Origin of the sequence: Anaerotignum lactatifermentans (assembly GCF_014982935.1) — a bacterium.
GTDB classification, from domain to species: Bacteria; Bacillota; Clostridia; order Lachnospirales; family Anaerotignaceae; genus Anaerotignum; species Anaerotignum lactatifermentans.
Map to the genome: position 1 here is coordinate 1 of NZ_JADCKK010000052.1, position 18304 is coordinate 18304.

General features: G+C 42.9%; 17 protein-coding genes. 4 read left to right on the forward strand and 13 right to left on the reverse strand.

Annotated elements, in window-relative coordinates:
- Positions 1-235: 235 nt before the first annotated feature.
- The 3 genes from INF29_RS11200 to ilvN are packed head-to-tail and all read left to right on the forward strand — an operon-like array spanning position 236 to position 2403.
- Positions 236-1504 carry a thiamine pyrophosphate-binding protein gene (locus INF29_RS11200; RefSeq protein WP_330608325.1) on the forward strand — a complete coding sequence of 423 codons (1269 nt, stop codon included), beginning with the start codon at positions 236-238 and terminating at the stop codon, positions 1502-1504.
- The gene (locus INF29_RS15110) at positions 1483-1866 is read left to right on the forward strand and encodes a thiamine pyrophosphate-dependent enzyme (protein ID WP_330607313.1); all 384 of its coding nucleotides are present in this window, start codon (positions 1483-1485) and stop codon (positions 1864-1866) included. The genes INF29_RS11200 and INF29_RS15110 overlap by 22 nt, the downstream gene beginning before the upstream one ends.
- A gap of 12 nt (positions 1867-1878) precedes the next feature.
- Positions 1879-2403, forward strand: coding sequence for an acetolactate synthase small subunit (ilvN, locus tag INF29_RS11205; RefSeq protein ID WP_193486624.1), 525 nt, complete (start codon positions 1879-1881; stop codon positions 2401-2403).
- A 150-nt stretch (positions 2404-2553) separates the two neighbouring features.
- Here the strand turns inward: ilvN and INF29_RS11210 are convergent, their stop codons facing one another.
- The 8 genes from INF29_RS11210 to INF29_RS11245 all read right to left on the reverse strand — a co-directional run bounded on the left by INF29_RS11210 (position 2554) and on the right by INF29_RS11245 (position 9683).
- Positions 2554-4218, reverse strand: a complete 1665-nt coding sequence (locus INF29_RS11210) for an ATP-binding protein (RefSeq protein WP_193486626.1) — start codon at positions 4216-4218, stop codon at positions 2554-2556.
- Entirely contained in the window at positions 4215-4895 is a 681-nt protein-coding gene (locus INF29_RS11215; RefSeq protein WP_072853500.1) for a response regulator transcription factor, read from the reverse strand. Before INF29_RS11215 ends, INF29_RS11210 begins: the two co-directional genes overlap by 4 nt.
- A gap of 15 nt (positions 4896-4910) precedes the next feature.
- The gene (locus tag INF29_RS11220; RefSeq protein WP_072853502.1) at positions 4911-5570 is read right to left on the reverse strand and encodes an HD domain-containing protein; all 660 of its coding nucleotides are present in this window, start codon (positions 5568-5570) and stop codon (positions 4911-4913) included.
- Positions 5571-5572: 2 nt separating this feature from the next.
- Entirely contained in the window at positions 5573-6232 is a 660-nt protein-coding gene (gene phoU / locus INF29_RS11225; protein ID WP_072853504.1) for a phosphate signaling complex protein PhoU, read from the reverse strand.
- A gap of 1 nt (position 6233) precedes the next feature.
- The gene (gene pstB, locus INF29_RS11230; RefSeq protein ID WP_054329778.1) at positions 6234-6983 is read right to left on the reverse strand and encodes a phosphate ABC transporter ATP-binding protein PstB; all 750 of its coding nucleotides are present in this window, start codon (positions 6981-6983) and stop codon (positions 6234-6236) included.
- Between the two features lie 2 nt (positions 6984-6985).
- Complete coding sequence (pstA, locus tag INF29_RS11235; RefSeq protein WP_072853506.1) at positions 6986-7855, reverse strand: phosphate ABC transporter permease PstA; 870 nt, start codon at positions 7853-7855, stop codon at positions 6986-6988.
- Positions 7855-8694 carry a phosphate ABC transporter permease subunit PstC gene (pstC, locus tag INF29_RS11240; protein WP_193486628.1) on the reverse strand — a complete coding sequence of 280 codons (840 nt, stop codon included), beginning with the start codon at positions 8692-8694 and terminating at the stop codon, positions 7855-7857. The genes pstA and pstC overlap by 1 nt, the downstream gene beginning before the upstream one ends.
- Before the next feature lie 98 nt (positions 8695-8792).
- Positions 8793-9683 (reverse strand): substrate-binding domain-containing protein, encoded by an 891-nt coding sequence (locus tag INF29_RS11245; RefSeq protein WP_193486630.1) that lies wholly within the window; start codon positions 9681-9683, stop codon positions 8793-8795.
- A gap of 358 nt (positions 9684-10041) precedes the next feature.
- On the opposite strand from INF29_RS11245, the gene INF29_RS11250 reads away from it, so the two are divergent.
- On the forward strand, positions 10042-10965 hold the full coding sequence (locus INF29_RS11250) for a DMT family transporter (RefSeq protein ID WP_193486632.1): 924 nt from the start codon (positions 10042-10044) through the stop codon (positions 10963-10965).
- A 54-nt stretch (positions 10966-11019) separates the two neighbouring features.
- Here INF29_RS11250 and alr read toward each other — a convergent pair whose 3' ends face one another.
- The 5 genes from alr to INF29_RS11275 form a co-directional block, all read right to left on the reverse strand.
- On the reverse strand, positions 11020-12213 hold the full coding sequence (gene alr, locus INF29_RS11255) for an alanine racemase (RefSeq protein ID WP_242970026.1): 1194 nt from the start codon (positions 12211-12213) through the stop codon (positions 11020-11022).
- A 156-nt stretch (positions 12214-12369) separates the two neighbouring features.
- Positions 12370-14295, reverse strand: a complete 1926-nt coding sequence (locus INF29_RS11260; RefSeq protein WP_193486636.1) for an oxidoreductase — start codon at positions 14293-14295, stop codon at positions 12370-12372.
- A 491-nt stretch (positions 14296-14786) separates the two neighbouring features.
- Positions 14787-16367 (reverse strand): acyl CoA:acetate/3-ketoacid CoA transferase, encoded by a 1581-nt coding sequence (locus INF29_RS11265; RefSeq protein WP_072853413.1) that lies wholly within the window; start codon positions 16365-16367, stop codon positions 14787-14789.
- Between the two features lie 109 nt (positions 16368-16476).
- Positions 16477-17601 (reverse strand): 2-hydroxyacyl-CoA dehydratase subunit D, encoded by a 1125-nt coding sequence (locus tag INF29_RS11270; RefSeq protein WP_072853415.1) that lies wholly within the window; start codon positions 17599-17601, stop codon positions 16477-16479.
- A gap of 13 nt (positions 17602-17614) precedes the next feature.
- The coding region (locus INF29_RS11275; protein WP_193486638.1) for a 2-hydroxyacyl-CoA dehydratase subunit D at positions 17615-18304 on the reverse strand (690 nt) is incomplete at its 5' end.

The following is an 18304-nucleotide window of genomic DNA, read 5'->3' on the forward strand; positions in this document are numbered from 1 at the left end:
ATTTACATTCCCAACTCGTATGTGCTAAACTATTCATATAAAAACCTCCTATGCTTTCTTGTGTCTTGGCGGACTCAAGATAATTATAGCATAGGAGGTTTTTGCTTGAAGCTGAAGCTCACTGATTGCCCCGGCATAGCCGGGGGTTTTTATTGGATTCACCAAGCAAAGACAGCGGGCTGTTAAAGTCCGCTGTCTTATTTACTTACAAAAGAAAAATGGAGGCGATTTTTATATGAACATGACTGGTGCACAAAGTATGGTACGTTGTCTGGAGGAAGAAGATGTAAGCCACATTTTTGGCTATCCAGGTGCCACTATATGTCCTTTTTACGAAGCATTATATCACAGTGAATCTATTCAGCATATTCTTGTGCGGCAGGAACACAGCGCTGCCCATATGGCATCGGGCTATGCCCGCATCACTGGCAAAGCTGGTGTCTGCGTCGTAACATCTGGTCCGGGAGCCACCAATTTGATCACCGGCATCGCCACCGCTTACATGGACAGTATCCCTCTCGTTGCCATCACCGGTCAGGTACAAAGTTATCTGCTGGGGCGGGATATTTTTCAGGAAGTAGATATCACAGGCGCAGTTTCCTCTTTCATCAAGCACACTTATCTCATAAAAAAAGCGGAAGACATTCCCCGCATTTTCAAGGAAGCCTTCCATATCGCGACTACTGGGCGTCCCGGTCCTGTCCTCATCGACGTCCCCATCGATATGCAGGAAGCAGAAATTGATTTCTCATATCCTGAAGAAGTAAATATTCGAGGTTATAAACCCACTATCAACGGCAACTTAAAACAGCTGAAAAAAGTGGTTGGAGCCATTGCCGCTGCAGAACGCCCTTTGATCTGCGTCGGCGGAGGTGCCTTTTGCGCTAAAGCACAAGAACAAGTACGGCAACTTTGTGAAGAAACCAAAATCCCCATGGTAACCACCATGATGGGCTTAGGAGTCCTGCCTACCTCTCATCCACTGAATATCGGAATGATTGGCTCCTTCGGACATAAAACAGCCAATATGGCACTTTCTCAAACAGACTTGTTGATTTTGGTTGGTGCTCGTGTAGGCGACCGTGCCATTACGGCTCCGGAAAAGATCAGCAGCCAATCCAAAACCATTCATATTGACATCGACCCTGCAGAAATCGGCAAAAATGTAAACCCTACTGTTCCTCTGGTAGGTGATCTGCGGGCAGTGCTGGAAAGCCTGCTGGCAGAACACCCTATTTCCAACTGTTCACATTGGTCAGAATATTTGCAGCAGGAAGCAGCAGCGGAAAAAGCAACAATGCCAGATCCTCGTCCTGATACCATTCAGCCCAAGCGTCTCATGGCAGAAATCGGAAAGCAAATCACTGCAGACGCTTGTGTTGTTGCCGATGTAGGTCAGAATCAAATCTGGGCAGCAAAATATCTGTCTATGCGTCAGGGGCGTTTCCTGACTACAGGCGGTTTGGGTACCATGGACATGCTTTGCCTGCTGCTATTGGGGTAAAAATCGCTGCACCAGAAAAACAAACCATTGTCGTATGCGGTGACGGTGCTTTTCAGATGACCAATAATGAATTATCCACTATGGTAGAGCAAGGCTGTGATGTAAAAATCGTTTTGCTGAACAACCGTACCTTAGGCATGGTATGCGAATTGCAGCGTATCGCAAAGCGTCATAAGTTTGCCGTTGCTCTGCCGGATACACCTGATTTTGGCAAATTGGCAGATGCCTTTGGCGTAAAGAGCCGCCGTATCAGTCAGGATGCAGATATGGCAGATGCCATTGCAGAAATGCTGGCTTATGATGGTCCTTATCTGCTGGAATGTGTTGTATCAGAAGCGGAAAATTCCAAAGTCAATATGTAAGGAGGGATTCCAATGAAACAGGTTATATCCGTATTGGTTGAAAATCAACCAGGTGTATTGAATAAAATCACCGGTCTTTTTTCCAGGAGAGGTTTCAATATCGAAAGTCTAGCTGTTAGTGTGACGGAAGATGAAAGTGTCTCCCGTATTACCATGATCATTGACATTGGTCATAACGCCGTGGATCAGCTGGAAAAACAGTTGAATAAACTGATCTGTGTCTTGAAGATCAAACGTCTGGACAATGTGGAAATGACTGGCAGAGAACTGATTCTGGTAAAGGTTTCCGCTACTCCTTCCACACGCCGTGACATCAAAGATCTTTGCGATATTATGCACGCAAAAATCGATGATGTTTCTGCAGCAACATTGACTGTAGAATTGGCTGATCTTCCACAGCAAATCAATTTGTTTCTGGAAATGCTCCGACCTTTTGGCATTGTAGAAATTGCACGCACTGGTCTGATTGCTGTCCAAAAAAGGCGCAGCCTCCATGAATTAAAACAAAATAAAAACACCAATCCTTTTTCTAAATGATACTGGATTGGTGTTTTCACATTTCTCATAAAACTTTTTTCTGTATTTTCATTCTTTGTCAGGCATTTATAATCATATCAAATAGCACGAAACCCTTCTACCCATGAATGATTTCGTGCTTTTTTCTTTAAATGCTATATTGCTCAGACATTACTTTTCTGCAAGAGAAAAAATCAGTCTGATTTCTGTACCTTTACCAGGTTCACTATCCATAGAAATGGTAGCATTGTGCAGCATTGCTCCATGTTTCACAATGGATAATCCTAATCCTGTGCCATCGACATCTTTGCTGCGGCTGCGGCTCACACGATAGAAACGTTCAAATACTCTTTCCTGTTCGCCATAAGGAATACCAATTCCTGTATCTGCAACCGTTACGGTAATATCATCGGGATGTTTTTCCACTTTCAGTGTAACAGAACCATTATCTTTGTTATAACGGATTGCATTGTCACACAGATTATAGATCATTTCTTCCAGTACATGAGGCACACCGGACAAAACAGCTGTTTCTGTTTCCAGATGGAATTTGATTTTTTTCTGGGCTGCCTGTGTTTCCAGACGTTTTGCCACAGTTTCTGCAATCAACGCCACATCCACATCTGTTTTTTCCACATTTTCCTGGGCTTCATCCAATCTGGAAAGCTGGATGATATCCTGTACCATGGAAATCAATCTCTGTGCTTCCTCATAAATGTTATTTGCAAAGCGAGGTACATCCTCCGCTTTCACCATGCCGTTTTTCATGATTTCCGCAAAACCAGAAATGCTGGTCAACGGTGTTTTCAATTCATGAGAAACATTTGCTGTAAATTCACGGCGCAGTTTTTCACGATCAGCCTTTTCCGTGTTATCAAAGAGCAGCAGAACCACACCTGCTACCAGACCATCTTCTGTGACAGGGTTTGCCAGCAGCTGATAACTTCTGCCATCGCTTTCCATGGTCACTTCTTCGTGACTGCCTGCCAATGCAGCTGTAATGCAGCGTCTGAAACCCTCTGTACGATTTAAGGCAAACACGTTTTCTTTTTCTGGCACACGATCTACACCAAGCAAACGTCTTGCGCCTTTATTGCAGGAAAGGACTTCTCCTCTGGCATCCAAAACCAACAGACCTTCCTGCATATTTTCTGTAATGGTTTCAAACTCACGCTGTCTGCGCTGACGATCCTGCATCTGTTTGTTGATGAGTTTATTCTGTACAGCAATACGGCGCAGGAATGGTGCCATTTCGTCATAAATTTCCGCCTGTTCGGGATGTTCCAAATCTACATTTTCCAAAGGTTTCACAATGCTCTTGGATGTTTTGCTTGCCAGGAAACCTGCCAAAATCAATGCGATTACAAGTACCAAAGCCAACAGCTGTGTCATAGAAAGGAAAATACTCAGTGCACTCAAACCGGTAACAGACAAACGTAAAATGGTGCCATCACTCAGTTTAATTGCGTAGTTTTCTGTTTTTTCTGCCAATGTGGTGGAGTGACGTGTGCTCTCACCTCTGCCTGTGTTCAAAGCCTCAACGACTTCCTCACGTTCCCCATGATTTTCCATCTGAGAAACATCCACATAGGAATCATACAGTACAGTGCCGTCGGTATCAATCCATGTGATTCTCTGGTTTTGTTTCGGCAACTGCTCCAGATACGAAATACCTTCCGTTTCCATGGCTTTTGCAATATAGACAGCATCTGCGTGCATCGCTTCTTTTGTCCGGTCACTATTATAATCCCCTACAAATGCAACCAGAATAAAAGTGGATGCGATCAAAATCAACAGCGATACATTGAATATCGCACGAAAAATTCTCTTTGTCATGGATTGCCTCCAATCTTATACCCAATACCTCGTATGGTTTCAATGTATGTACCGCAATCGCCTAATTTCTGCCGCAGTGTCCGAATGTGCACATCCACGGTTCGGTTTTCCCCATCGAAATCATATCCCCAGATTTGATTGAGAAGTTGATCTCTTGTTAAAACCATGCCCTTGTTTTCCAACAGATAACAAAGCATATCAAATTCTTTTTTGGTTAGTGTAACAGCTTCTCCTTTTACCAACACTTCATGGCGTTTCTGATTTACCGTCAAATCGCCAATGACGTATCTATTTTCTTGAGCAGGACGCAAATCTTCTGTTCTGCGCAGCAGTGCTTTCACCCTTGCCAGTAATTCCATCATGCCAAAGGGTTTGGATACATAATCGTCTGCACCACTTTCCAGCCCCATAACTTTATCATACTCGCTGCCTTTTGCCGTCAGCATAATGACAGGGAGTTTTTTTGTATCTTGTCTTTGTCGCAGTTTCTGCAAAATCTGTATGCCATCTTCTTCCGGCAGCATAATATCTAACAGAACCAAATCTGGTTTCCGTTTTTCCAACGCTTCCCAAAACAAAGAAGGTTTATCAAATCCTTCCGCTTCCAGCCCTGCTGTATTGAATGTATATGCTACCAGTTCCCGAATGCTGTTATCATCTTCAACCAGATAAATCATCTACAGCCTCACTCCTTACATCAGAGAATTTTCATTAATCATCAATTGAAACTTCAATCCCAATTTTTTTGCTGCTTTTCTGCACAGTGTCATACGTTCCAGAAAAATTTCAAAGTAGTCCATGACAGAACTGTAATGGGTATCAACCGTCAATTTCAGTTTAATGAGTGTATGGGCTTCATTGATCTTCAAGACAGATTTTTCTACGGAATAATTGACTCTGTCATGGATATCAAAGGTGGTTTTTTCCTGATTACGTACACGGGTTCTGCGTACATCTGATTTATCTGCCAGAATCAACGCTGCGGCAATGGCATTGACAGGCACACCATGACCTTCATCATGGTTCCCAATGGCTGTTACCACTGTTGCAATATCTTCTGCGGGCATACCCAGTTTATCCAGAATACGGAATGCCATAACGGCACCGCTTTGAGAATGGTCTACACGATTGACCACATTGCCGATGTCGTGCATGAATCCAGCAATTCTTGCCAATTCCACTTCGTGTTCTGAATAGCCAAGTGTTTCCAGAATATATTTTGCCGTTTCTGCAACTCTTGTCACATGGGCAAAGGAATGTTCTGTAAATCCCAGTGCTGCCAGAGATTCGTCCGCGCACTGAATATAAGTGCGGATATCCGCATTATTTTTGATATCCTCAAATGTAATCATATTTATTCACCATCCATTTCTCCATGGATGCCTGTGATGGAATATTCTACCCATTCTGCAATATTGGTAGCATGGTCTGCAACTCTTTCCAGATATTTTGCAATCATGAGCAGATCGATATACACTTCGCCATTTGTTCCGTCTGTCGCAATCTGTTCAATGATTTCTCCGCGAATTTTGGAAAACAGGTTATCCACAACGTCATCATAAGCAATGACACTGTGTGCCAGTTCCAAATCTGCTTTTACAAAAGAGTCTACGCTCTGTATAACCATTTTCACTGCTTCTTCAGACATAGAACGAATATGCAGAGAACTGGACATTTCCAGCTGTTTATCATGCATCTGATCTGTCAGTTCCACAATATCTGCTGCCTGGTCGCCAATTCTTTCCATATCAGAAATCATTTTCAGTGCAGAAGAGATTGTTCTCAAATCTCTTGCAACGGGCTGCTGCTGCAGCAGCAGACGCATACACAGTGCTTCAATATCTCTTTCTTTCCGGTCAATTTCACCGTCTTTTTCCAACACAACAGGTACCAAACTGCGATCCCGATCAAAAAGGGATTTCAATGCCAACGTAATGGCTTCCTCACACAAAGCACCCATGGTAATTAGTTCTACATGCAGCTGTTCCAGCTGTTCATCAAATCTTGTACGCATATCAACCAAACCTCCCCGTAATATAGTCTTCAGTACGTTTGTCCTTAGGCATGGAGAAGATCTGTTCTGTATCTCCATACTCAACCACTTCACCCAGCAGGAAAAACGCCGTTTTATCAGAAATACGGGCAGCCTGCTGCATATTATGTGTTACCATAATGATAGTGTACTCTTTTTTCAATTCCACCGCAAGTTCTTCAATACGGGAAGTGGAAATGGGGTCAAGAGCGGATGTAGGCTCGTCCATGAGCAAAACTTCCGGCTGAACAGCCAAAGCTCTTGCGATGCAAAGACGCTGCTGCTGACCACCACTCATGCCCAGCGCATTTTTCTTCAGACGATCTTTTACTTCATCCCAAATGGCTGCATCACGCAGTGCTTTTTCTACAATTTCATCCAGTTTCACTTTGGAACGAATGCCATGGGTTCTGGGACCATAAGCAACATTATCATAAATACTCATAGGGAAGGGATTGGGTTTCTGGAAAACCATACCTACCCGTTTGCGCAGGTGGTTCAAATCCATACTGCCATAAATATCCTCCCCATCCAGCAGGACTTTCCCTGTGATGCGGCAGCCTTCTACCAGGTCATTCATTCTGTTCAGGGATTTCAGCAGTGTGGATTTACCGCAGCCGGAAGGCCCGATAAATGCTGTGATATCCCCTTCTGTAATATTCAAATTGATGTTTTTCAAGGCTTTGAAGTCGCCATAAAACAAATCCAGATTGGAAATTTCAAATTTATTCATACTCAATCTTTCACTCCTACCTTTTTCGCAATCAATCCAGACAATGCATTGATACCGATAACAACTACAAGCAGTACAACCGCTGTTGCATAAGCCTGATCCATATACAGACCTTCATTCAGCAGTGCGTACATATGAACTGCCAACGTACGACCGGAGGACATGAGACCATCCGCAACCGTTGTGGCTGTACCTGCGGGATACAGCAGCGCTGCTGTTTCGCCGACGATTCTGCCGACTGCCAGGATGACACCTGCCAGAATCCCGGGAACCGCAGAAGGAAGTACAATACGGAATACGGTACGCAGTTTGCCGGCACCCAGACCGAAACTGCCTTCACGATACAAGTCAGGTACCGCAATAAGAGCTTCTTCTGTTGTACGCATGATCAGAGGCAAAATCATGATTGCCAGTGTCAGTGCACCACCCAGAATGGTATAACTCCATCCCAGGAAGATATTGAAGAACAGATAACCAAACAAACCATATACAATGGAAGGAATACCGGACAATGTTTCTGTGGTGATACGCACAATAGAAACCAGCTTATTCCCACGTTTTGCATATTCTACCAGATAAATAGCAGAGCAAATACCAACTGGCAGTGCAAACAGCAAAGACAATGCTGTAATGATCAGTGTATTGATGATTGCCGGCATCATGGAAACGTTCTCAGTGGTATATTCCCATTCAAAAAGTTCAGGGCTCAGATTGGGAATCCCCTTAATCAGAATATAAGCAATCAGTGCAATCAATACGGTTAATGTAATCACCGCTGAAATCACAACCAGTAAAAACAGGATTGCGGAAAGCGGATGTTTGCGATAGCTTTTCAATCGCTGTAATGTTGATTCTTTATTAATAGCTTCCATCAATGATTCCTCCTTTTCAATGCGGAGAAGGACAAGTTAATAATCAAAATGAATACAAACAGGACTACGCCGGTACCCAGCAGCGCCTCTCGATGCAGGTCTGTTGCGTAACCCATTTCCATAACGATGTTTGCTGTTAATGTACGTACGCCGCTGAAGATGCTCTTTGGCATTACCGCGTTGTTGCCGGCAACCATGATAACCGCCATGGTTTCCCCAATGGCACGACCAACACCTAAGATAACACCTGCCAAAATCCCCTGCTTTGCTGCAGGCAGCACTGCGAAGAATACGCTTCTTTCATGGGTTGCACCCAGTGCCAGAGAACCTTCGTAGTAAGAATTCGGCACCGCACGAATAGCGGATTCGGAAACACCGATAACTGTGGGCAGGATCATAATGCCCAGCAAAATGGAAGCAGTTAAGATACCTTTCCCATTTGTACCTGTCAAATCCTGCATGATAGGTACGATTACAACCAGACCAAAGAAACCATATACGATGGAAGGAATCCCTGCAAGCAGAGAAACCGCCGGTTTTACAATTTTATATAATTTTTCAGGACAGAATCTTGCAAGAAAAATAGCACACAGAATCCCCATAGGAACACCGATGATAACCGCTCCGGCTGTCACATAAATACTGCCGATGATCATGGGGAAAACTCCATAAATATTATTGGAGGGTTTCCATGTTTGACCAAACAGGAACTCCGTTATACCGATTTTATGAATTGCAGGCACACCATTGGCAAACAGGAAGATACAGATCAGTGCGACTGCCAGAATGGACACACACGCTGCCAACAGGAAAACAATTTTCATTACGCCTTCTTTCATTGGTATCTTTCCTCTCCTTTCTCTTTTCAAAAGTTATGCCGAAAGGATTCTCTTTCGGCATAACACATTCCTTCTCTTTTCACTTTTTCTTCTGTTGATTAAGCAACTTCAGACCAATCTGTTGTTGCACCTGTGAAGATTGCTTTTACTGTATCGCTTGTCATATCGCTTACTGTGTTTTCCTGGTTTACGATGACTGCAATACCATCCATTGCGATTACTGTAGGCTGCAGACCATTTGCCAGTTCGCTGTCTTTCAGTTCTCTGGAAGCCATACCGATGTCACATGTGCCTTCTGCTACGGAAGTCATACCTGTTGTGGAGTCGTTCTGCTGTACTTCGATTGTTACATTGGGGTTCAGAGCGATGTATGCTTCTTTCAGTTTTTCCATAACGGGTGTGATGGAAGAAGAACCTGCAACAACAATTTTGCCGCTCATGTTAGATGCTGTGTAAGCGCCTGTGCTGCCCTGGCTAATGTAGCCGTTTTCTTCAACTACTGCCTGACCTTCGTCGCTCATGATGAATGCGATAAAGTCGCTAGCTACTTCAGAAACATCTTCTTTTGTTGCGATGTTGAAAGGACGAGCTACTTTATAAGTACCATTTTTGATGTTTTCTGCTGTTGCTTCAGCGCCATCAATTTTCAGTGCTTTTACGCTGTCATCCAAAGAACCCAGAGAGATGTAACCGATTGCGTTGGGGTTGCCTGCAACAGTTGTCATCATAACAGCGGTGCTGTTTGTGATTTCTGCCATTTCTGTTGTCATATCAACTTTTTCGCCTGCATCATTTTTTTCTTCAATGCCGAACAGTTCGATAAAAGCACCTCTTGTACCGGAACCGTCTTCTCTGGAAACTACAGAGATGGCACCGCTTGTTGCAGCTGTATCGCCGCCTTCTGCTGCTTCTTCACTACCGCCGCCGCAGCCTGTCAGTGCTGCAACAGACATCATCATTGCCAAACCAAGTGCTAAAAATTTCTTCATAATATTTTTCTCTCCTTTTATTTCTTCTTTCCTTGTTTTGCAAATTCATAATACTGTTTTTACGTTAAATCAAATATCTTGTTTATGTTAAATCTATGTTAAATAGCGAGCTTTATTCCTGTGAAAAGTTGACTTTGTTACCACGATATGGTAGCATAAAGCAGCAAATCAAGGTTTTTATGGGAGAGTTTTGCAAAACTGTCCTGTAAAATCTACATATAATCTTTTCTGAGACTTAACGTTAAAACACAGAGCAATCATCATTTAATAGAAAATCTATTTTCTAAAATTTTATAGAAAAAAACAGATTTTTGTCCTATGTAAAATATTTTACAAAAGCGAGGGAGTTATTTTTCTTATGTTAAATAATAGAGGCACACGAGGAGCTCTTCTTTGTATATTCAGCGCCTGTCTATGGGGCTTTACCGGCACCGTAGGGCAATTCCTTTTTCAGCAAATGGGGATTTCATCCAAGTGGCTCGCCTCCAATCGTATGCTGGCAGCAGGTATTTTACTTCTAATATATATCTATTGGCGCAGAGGAAAAGAAATTTTTGATATTTGGAAAAATAAAAAAGATGCGAAAGATATGTTGTTGTTCAGCTTAATTGGGATGTTGTTCATGCAGTACGGTTATTTTCTTGCCATCGGGCATTCCAATGCTGCTACGGCTACCGTTCTGCAATATTTAGCGCCTATTATGATTGTCATTTATGTTTCCATACGATACCATAAAATGCCGTCTTTTTTTGAATTTGCCGCTGTGCTCTGCGCACTGCTGGGAACATTCTTACTGGCAACCCATGGAAATGTAAAAAGTTTATCTATTTCACCACTGGCTTTATTTTGGGGACTGCTTTCTGCCGTTGCTCTGGCTTTTTACACAGTCTTTCCCAAAAATCTTCTACAGAAGTATGACACCATACTGCTCATTGCTTGGGGTATGTTGATCGGTGGCATCTGTACCAATTTTGTTGCACCATTCTGGCACTTAGAAGGGACTTTCAACTTCGTTTCTATTGGATGTATCCTTTTTGTGATATTCTTTGGTGCCATGTTGCCCTATTTAACATTCCTTTACGGGGTAAAATATATTGGTCCCACGAAATCCAGTTTGCTGGCTTCTGTAGAACCATTATGCTCTACAGCTGCATCAGTCCTTTGGCTTCACACCCACTTGGAATCCATTGATTACATTGGCATTGCTTGCATCATTGCAACTGTATTCCTTCTTTCCGTTCAGCCAAAACCCAAAATCAAAGAACAAAAAAGTATTCAATAAAAAAAGCCTGAAATTCTTAAATCAGAATTTCAGGCTTTTCTATTATGTAATCAATTATTTATAACGATGCAGAACATGGTCTACGATACCAACAATCTTGCCACCTTCCAGATATACACGAGGTACTCTCTTTGTGATAACACAAGTTAATTCATAGTTGATGGTATGCAGTTTATTTGCCAGTTCTTCGATGGGCAGGACTTCGTCGCCCTGTTTACCAAATACAACAACTTCGTCACCCATTTTTACGCCAGGAATGTCTGTTACATCCAGCATGCACTGGTCCATGCAGATTCTGCCAACAACGGGAGCAAATTTGCCGTTTACCAGCATTCTTGCATCGTTAGACAGGTTTCTATTATAACCATCCGCATAACCGATGGGTACTGTTGCGATGATTCTGTCTGTTTCCGCGGTATATGTTCTGCCGTAAGACAGCTGAGAACCTGCAGGAACATGTTTTACCAAACCGATAGTGGTTTTCAGTGTCATCAAAGGTTTCAGATCAATTCTGCCTTCGCATTCATCAGAAGGAAGCATACCGTATGTAATAATACCGGAACGGCACATATCCAGATGTTTTTCAGGATAAGAAATGATGGTAGCACTGTTTGCGCAATGACGCAGACCAATGTCAACACCTGCTTCTTTCAGTGCGTCTGTCATTTTCATGAAACGATGGAACTGCATGTCTGTAAATGCAGGATTGTCGCCCTGATATGCATCTGCAACGGCGTGATGGGTAAAGATACCTGTAATATGGATATTGGGCATTTTGCTCACTTCAATGATTTCTTTCAGGGATTCTTCAAAATTTTCATCATCTGTCTGGAAACCAACGCGTGTCATACCTGTATCCAGTTTGATATGACCATCTACAACAACGCCAGCTTTTGCTGCTGCTTCCTGAAGGGCTTTGCAGTATTCCATGCCGATCAGCGCCTGTGTGATCTTCTGTTCTGCAAGAATATTTGCACAGTCTACAGGAGTATATCCTAAAATCAGAATGGGCTTTGTAATACCTTCTGTACGCAGACTCATACCTTCTTCGATGTTGGAAACACCAAACCAGTCAAAACCTGCTGCTTCCAGTTTACGGGCTATAAAACCATCGCCATGACCATAGCAGTCCGCTTTGACAATACCCATAACTTTCTGACCATCTTTCATTTTTGCCTTGATGCTCTTAATATTATAGTCCAGCGCATCCAAGTCAATTTCTGCCCAAGTTCTTCTGATAAAATCCATATTCATACGCTTCCTTTCTGAATTGTCTGTTAAACAAAGACAAAAGTTTTTGTTTCAGCATGTACATTATAACATACAGTGTATTTTTTTGCAATAATGGACTAAATTATTTATTGATGTATGACAACTTTTAGGCAAATTTAACAGAAAATTAACTTACGCAAGATAAAAACGAGAGAACAGCTCGAAGACACTTTTCAGCCCTTCATCCACATCTGCCACGTGGTCTGCATCCCCTACAACGGCATAAGAAAGTCTTTCATCCATCAAAGCCATAGCGATTTCACTGCTAGAAACAGATTTAGAACCACATGCCAATATCAAATGGTCTGCTGTGACAAAAAACGGCTGATTGCCAATGGAAATCATGACTTTTTTCCCATCAAAAGAAGTCACCCTTGTATCGCACATAGTTTGTACACCTGCTTGCTTCAAACCATTGAGCAAAGGTCTAGCCATTGCACCCAGCTCTGCTCCCATACGACTGTTGGCTTCCAAAATTTTAATTTTTGCCTCTGGCAATTTGTTCATCAAGAACTCTGCCAATTCCAGACCTAAGGAACTGCCACCTACAATAACAATCTGCCCTTCACCATATTTCTTTAATGTTTCATCATCCATCCGCAACACGTTTTGTGCCAACTGATATGTGGTTGTTTCCAACCCTTCCAAATTGGGAATAATTGGTTCGCTTCCCATTGCCAACACTGTAAAATATGGTTTCTTTTCCATCACAAAGTCCACATCAACTTCTTTTCCAAGGATGATGTTCACACCCAATTCCTTCAGCGTATGTTCCAGATAAGAAACGAATGTACCGATTTCTTCCTTTCTGGGAGGTAGTTTTGCCAAATTCAGCTGACCGCCCAAATGATCTTCTTTACATACCAAAGTTGTCAAAAAACCACGTTCAGCAGATTTTTTCGCTGCATACATCCCTGCCGGACCGCCGCCAATAACAAGTACTTCTTTTCTAGTGGCAATCTTGCGACGCTGATTCTCCATATATTCATGTCCCGCTTCAGGACAGAATGCGCAATGCAGTTCTTTTCCTTTTAAGACATCCATTATGCAGTGGTTGCACGCCTGACAGTGATTAAACATTTCTTTTTTCTGCAGTTTTTCCACATAATGAGCATCTGCCAAAAAGGCTCTTGCAGAACCCACAAAATCACACAATCCTTTTGACAGAACGCGTTCTGCTGTTTCCGCATCCTGAATACGATTACATGCGATCACAGGCACAGAAGTATATTTTTTTATAGCACCTGCCAAAGGTGCATAAGCGCCTTTAGATACATAGAACGAAATCTGTTCCACAGGAGATTCATGCCAGCCACCTGTTACAGTAATGGCATCAATGAATCCTTCTTGTTCTGCTTTTCTGCAAAAAACGATGGTATCTGTAAGCTCATAGCCGCCATCTAACATCTGCGCGCCAGAAACCTTCATCAAAATCGGGTAATCCCCCACAGATTCTCTTACTGCCTGTAAAACTTCCAAAGGGTATGTCATTCCTTTGTCTTCTTCCATACCATATTTGTCTGTCCGCAAATTGGTGATAGGTGACAGGAATTCAGACAGCAAATATCCAGCAGAAGCACTAATTTCCACTGCATCCACACCATTTTCTTTACAAAAAGCTGCCGCTTTTGCAAAGTCTGCTTTTGTTTGCAACAAATCTTCTTCTGTCATTTCCTGAGGTTCTTCACGAAAAATAGGTGAAGCCACTGGAGATGGTGCCAAAAGTGGCTTGTCTCCATGATTTTTTCTGCTTTCATTTCTACCGCAATGGAATAACTGCACAATCAATTTACAATCATACGCATGCAGACGTTCAGCCAATGTTTTCAAGCTATTTCCATCTAATGTATCTGCATGATACATCTTTTTCAGCGCACCAGCATCATTAACCCCCAAAACCATAGTCACTGCTGCCGCGCCGCCCTTTGCCCGTTCTTCATAGAAGGCATATTCTCGTTCTGTCAGTGCATCGCCTTCAGCAAAGCCTGTATGCATAACCAGCATGATCCAGCGATTTTTTAATTCCAAATTTCTAATCTTAGCGGATGAAAACTGCATTTCAAGTCCTCCTTTATCCATAAAAAATATATATCATTCTTTTCTTTTCAGCATACCACAGAACACTGTTTTTTACCATAAAAAAGGAACTCTCTAAAGCAACTTCCCCTTAAGAAAACATTGATTTTCCTTTTTCTTGATTTCTTAAGGGGAATTGCGACGGCTACCTGCATAAGAAAACATAACAAATTAAATCTTCAAAAAATAAGAAAACCAAAATCCTTTGTAATCATAAGGGTTTTGGCTTTCTTTGTTTTCTTATGTAGATACCCAAAAAGCAGACTTCCCTTAAGAAAACATTATGTTTCAATTTCATGATTTCTTAAAGGAAGCTGCAGCAGCTTTCTTCATAAGAAAATAGATCCAATAAACCCTTTACAAAAGAAGAAAGCTGAAATCCCTGTACTACAAAGATTTCAGCTTTCATTATTTTCTTATGAAGAAGCCTCAAACGAGAACTCCTTGTGTTCCATTATGCAGAAATAAAGGAATTAGCAGCCTTCTTTCATTTCTTTCAGACCCATCAAACCTTCTGCAAACAGTTTTGCATCCATCAGTTTGATTTCGCCGTTAGCATCTCTGTCAACGATGGGTTCGAAATCCATCATATCCAGGATCTGTGTCTGCAAGTCGATACCAGGAGCGATTTCTGTCAGGTGCATACCATCTTCTTTCAGCTGGAATACACATCTTTCTGTGATGTACATAACTTCCTGTTTGTTCTGCAGAGCGATATCGCCGTTGAATGTGATCTGTTCAACGTCTTTCAGGAATTTTTTCTGTTTACCTTCCTGAGCGATAACTACTTTACCATCTTCAACTTTTACTTTCAGACCGCCGGCTGTGAAAGTACCGCAGAAGAATACTTTGTGTGTGTTCTGAGTGATGTTGATGAAGCCGCCGCAACCAGCGATTCTAGGACCGAATCTGGAAACGTTGATGTTACCATGACCGTCACATTCAGCCAGACCCAGGTAGCACAGATCCAGACCGCCGCCATCATAGAAGTCGAACTGATAACCCTGATCCAGCAGAGCGTCTGCGTTGTAAGCAGAACCGAATCTGATGCCGCCAGCGGGAACGCCGCCAACAGCGCCGCCTTCTACTGTCAGTGTCATGAAGTCGCCGATACCTTCTTCGTTAGCAACAGATGCAACATATTCAGGAGCACCTACGCCCAGGTTAACTGCAACGTCTTTTTCCAGTTCCATTGCACCACGACGACCGATGATCTTCTTAGCGCTCAGAGGCAGGGGTTCGGGAGCAACGTCAGGCATACGTTTTTCACCAGACAGAGTAGGATCGTATTCGCAATCCAGTGTCTGCTGATGATCTGCGGAGTCAGCTACTACTACGTAGTCAACATAGATACCAGGAACTTTAACCAGTCTAGGATCCAGAGTACCAGCTTTCACAACTCTTTCTACCTGAACGATAACGATACCGCCGCTGTTTTTAACAGCCTGGCATACGGATGTACCTTCCAGAGGAGATACTTCTTTTTCGAAGGAGATGTTACCGCTTTCGTCTGCATATGTACCTCTGATCATAGCTACATGAATAGGGAATGCAGGGTAGAACAGGTAATCCTGACCTTTGATGTTAACCAGTTCGATGATATCTTCTTTTGTGATATCGTTTACTTTACCGCCGCCATTTCTGGGGTCGATGAAAGTACCCAGACCAACTTTTGTGAAAGTACCGGGTTTATGAGCAGCGATATCTCTGAACAGGTGGCACAGAGCACCCTGAGATACGTTGTAAGCTTCCATTTTGTTTTCCAGAGCCATTTTTACCAGAGCGGGAACTGTTGCCCAGTGACCTGCGATATATCTTTTCAGCATGCCTTCATGAGCATAGTGTTCAGCGCCACGACCGTCTTTGTTACCCTGAGAGCCGCAGTATACATATGTCAGGTTGTTGGGTTCGCCTGTTTCCAGGAATCTTTTTTCAACTGCTTTGTTCAGTGCTTCAGGAATAGCACTTGCAACGAAACCGCTGGTAGTAATGGTGTCACCATTTTTTACAAGTTTAGCTGCTTCATCAGCAGTAATAATTTTAACTTTTCTCATCGTTAAAATCCTCCTAAATCTCTTTTGCACAATTCTAAGACACTGGGGCAGACCACTGCCCCAGTGTCAAAGGGTTTAAATTACTTATTTTGTTCGAAATAGATGTGAATTACATCATTTCAACGAAGGACTGCAGTCTTGTTTTAACCTGTTCGAAGGATGTAACTTCCTGGTCAACTTCGATCATCAGGTTCTTAACGCCTCTTTCTTCGAATTCTCTGTACATTACAGGGTAATCCCATTCTTCGGGATCACAGAATTTCATCTGAGCGATGATAACTGCGTCTGCGCCTGTCTGAGTCATTTTGTTCATCAGCATTTTGCCACGACCTTTTTTGGTGTCTGTTGCAACGGAGCAACCATACATCTGCTGCCATGCTTTAGCCATTCTGTACAGAGGACCTTCTTCGCCATCCAGAACGTCTACACGGATCTGTCTGGATTCCTGAGCCAGGTCGTCGTCTACAATAGCCAGACCGAATTCGTTGAAGATGTCAAGCAGTTCGTTGGGTTCCAGCAGGATACCAGCAACGATAACTTTTTTACCTGTCCAAGGCTGAACGGGCATTGCTTTTACTTCAGCAATCAGTTCTTTAACCAGTTCTGTGTGTTTTTCTTTCAGCATGAACTGTCTAGCTTTGAATACAGCGTGACGGCTAACAGCGTCGATTACCTGAGGGTAGTCAGCTGCTACTTTAACGAATTCACGCATAACCTGTCTGTTTTCGTTGTAGATAGCGATGGATCTTTCCAGAGCTGCGTTTGTGATTGTTACGCCCAGATAGTGTTCCAGCTGAGCTTTAACCAGTTCGTATTCTTTTACCAGGAATTTGTTAGCTGCTTCCAGACCTCTGTTCTGAGGATGTGTGAATACGATAACAGGGGATGTGCCTTTCCATTTCTGGCTCAGGCATTTCAGAGTGTCACAAGGTACGGAGAACAGTACAGCTGCCAGGTCATCATAAGCACCTTCGCACTGCAGTTCCATAACCTGCTGCATAATGGAACAAGCAAAAGGAGGCAGGTATGTACGAGCTTTGGAAATTGTTTTGCCCTGTGCACCCCAGATACCCATAGGCAGGTAACCTGTTGCATGAACCATTTCTTCGGGAGCGTAGATAGGCATGATACCTACAGCGCCTTTACCGGTTTCTGCTTTATAGTCATCCATTGCTTTTTTAGGATTTGCTGCAATGTCTTTCAATTGAGATAAGATCGCTTCAACTTTACTCATTGTTTTCTCCTCCTTATTCTGCTGCTACGTTAGCTTCCATCATTTCAACCAGAGCCTGAACACGAGTTTCATACTGTGCAGGAGAGTATACACGAGGGTCTGTCTGGTCGCCGTCAAAGCTTACATAAGGCAAGCCGTTCTTTTCTTTGATTACTTCAGCTGTTTCAACGTTCAGGAAGCTCATCAGCTTACAGCTTCTGTTCAGGTGGTAAACAACACCGTCAACTTTACCATGTTCCATGATATCCATCAGTACAGCTGCTTTGTTGCTCAAGCATGTATTGATGTATGTTCTTGTGTAAGCTTCTGCCATGGAGTGCAGGGATTCATCGTTTGCATCATATGTCAGATCCCAGATTGCAGGGTAAGCGGAACCTGTCATGATTGTACCCATGTTTTTCAGAGTCTTGAATGTGTGACCCAGGTGAGGCCATACAGCGATACCTTCCCACTGAATACGTGTTTTTTCTGCGCCTTTGAATGCGTAGATACCAGCTTTCAGGTTTTCTTCCAGTTCGTCTGCGAAAGCTTTGAATGTGATTTCAGAGTAGTCCAGAGAACGAGCTGCAACAATCCGAGCCATGTAGTTGAACAGGTCGAAACCATTCAGAGGAGAGGGTTTATATTTTGTGAAGTCAGCGATTCTGTTCCACTGATATACGGAACGCTGTGTCTGTGCTTTTACTTCCTGGAATTTCTTCCA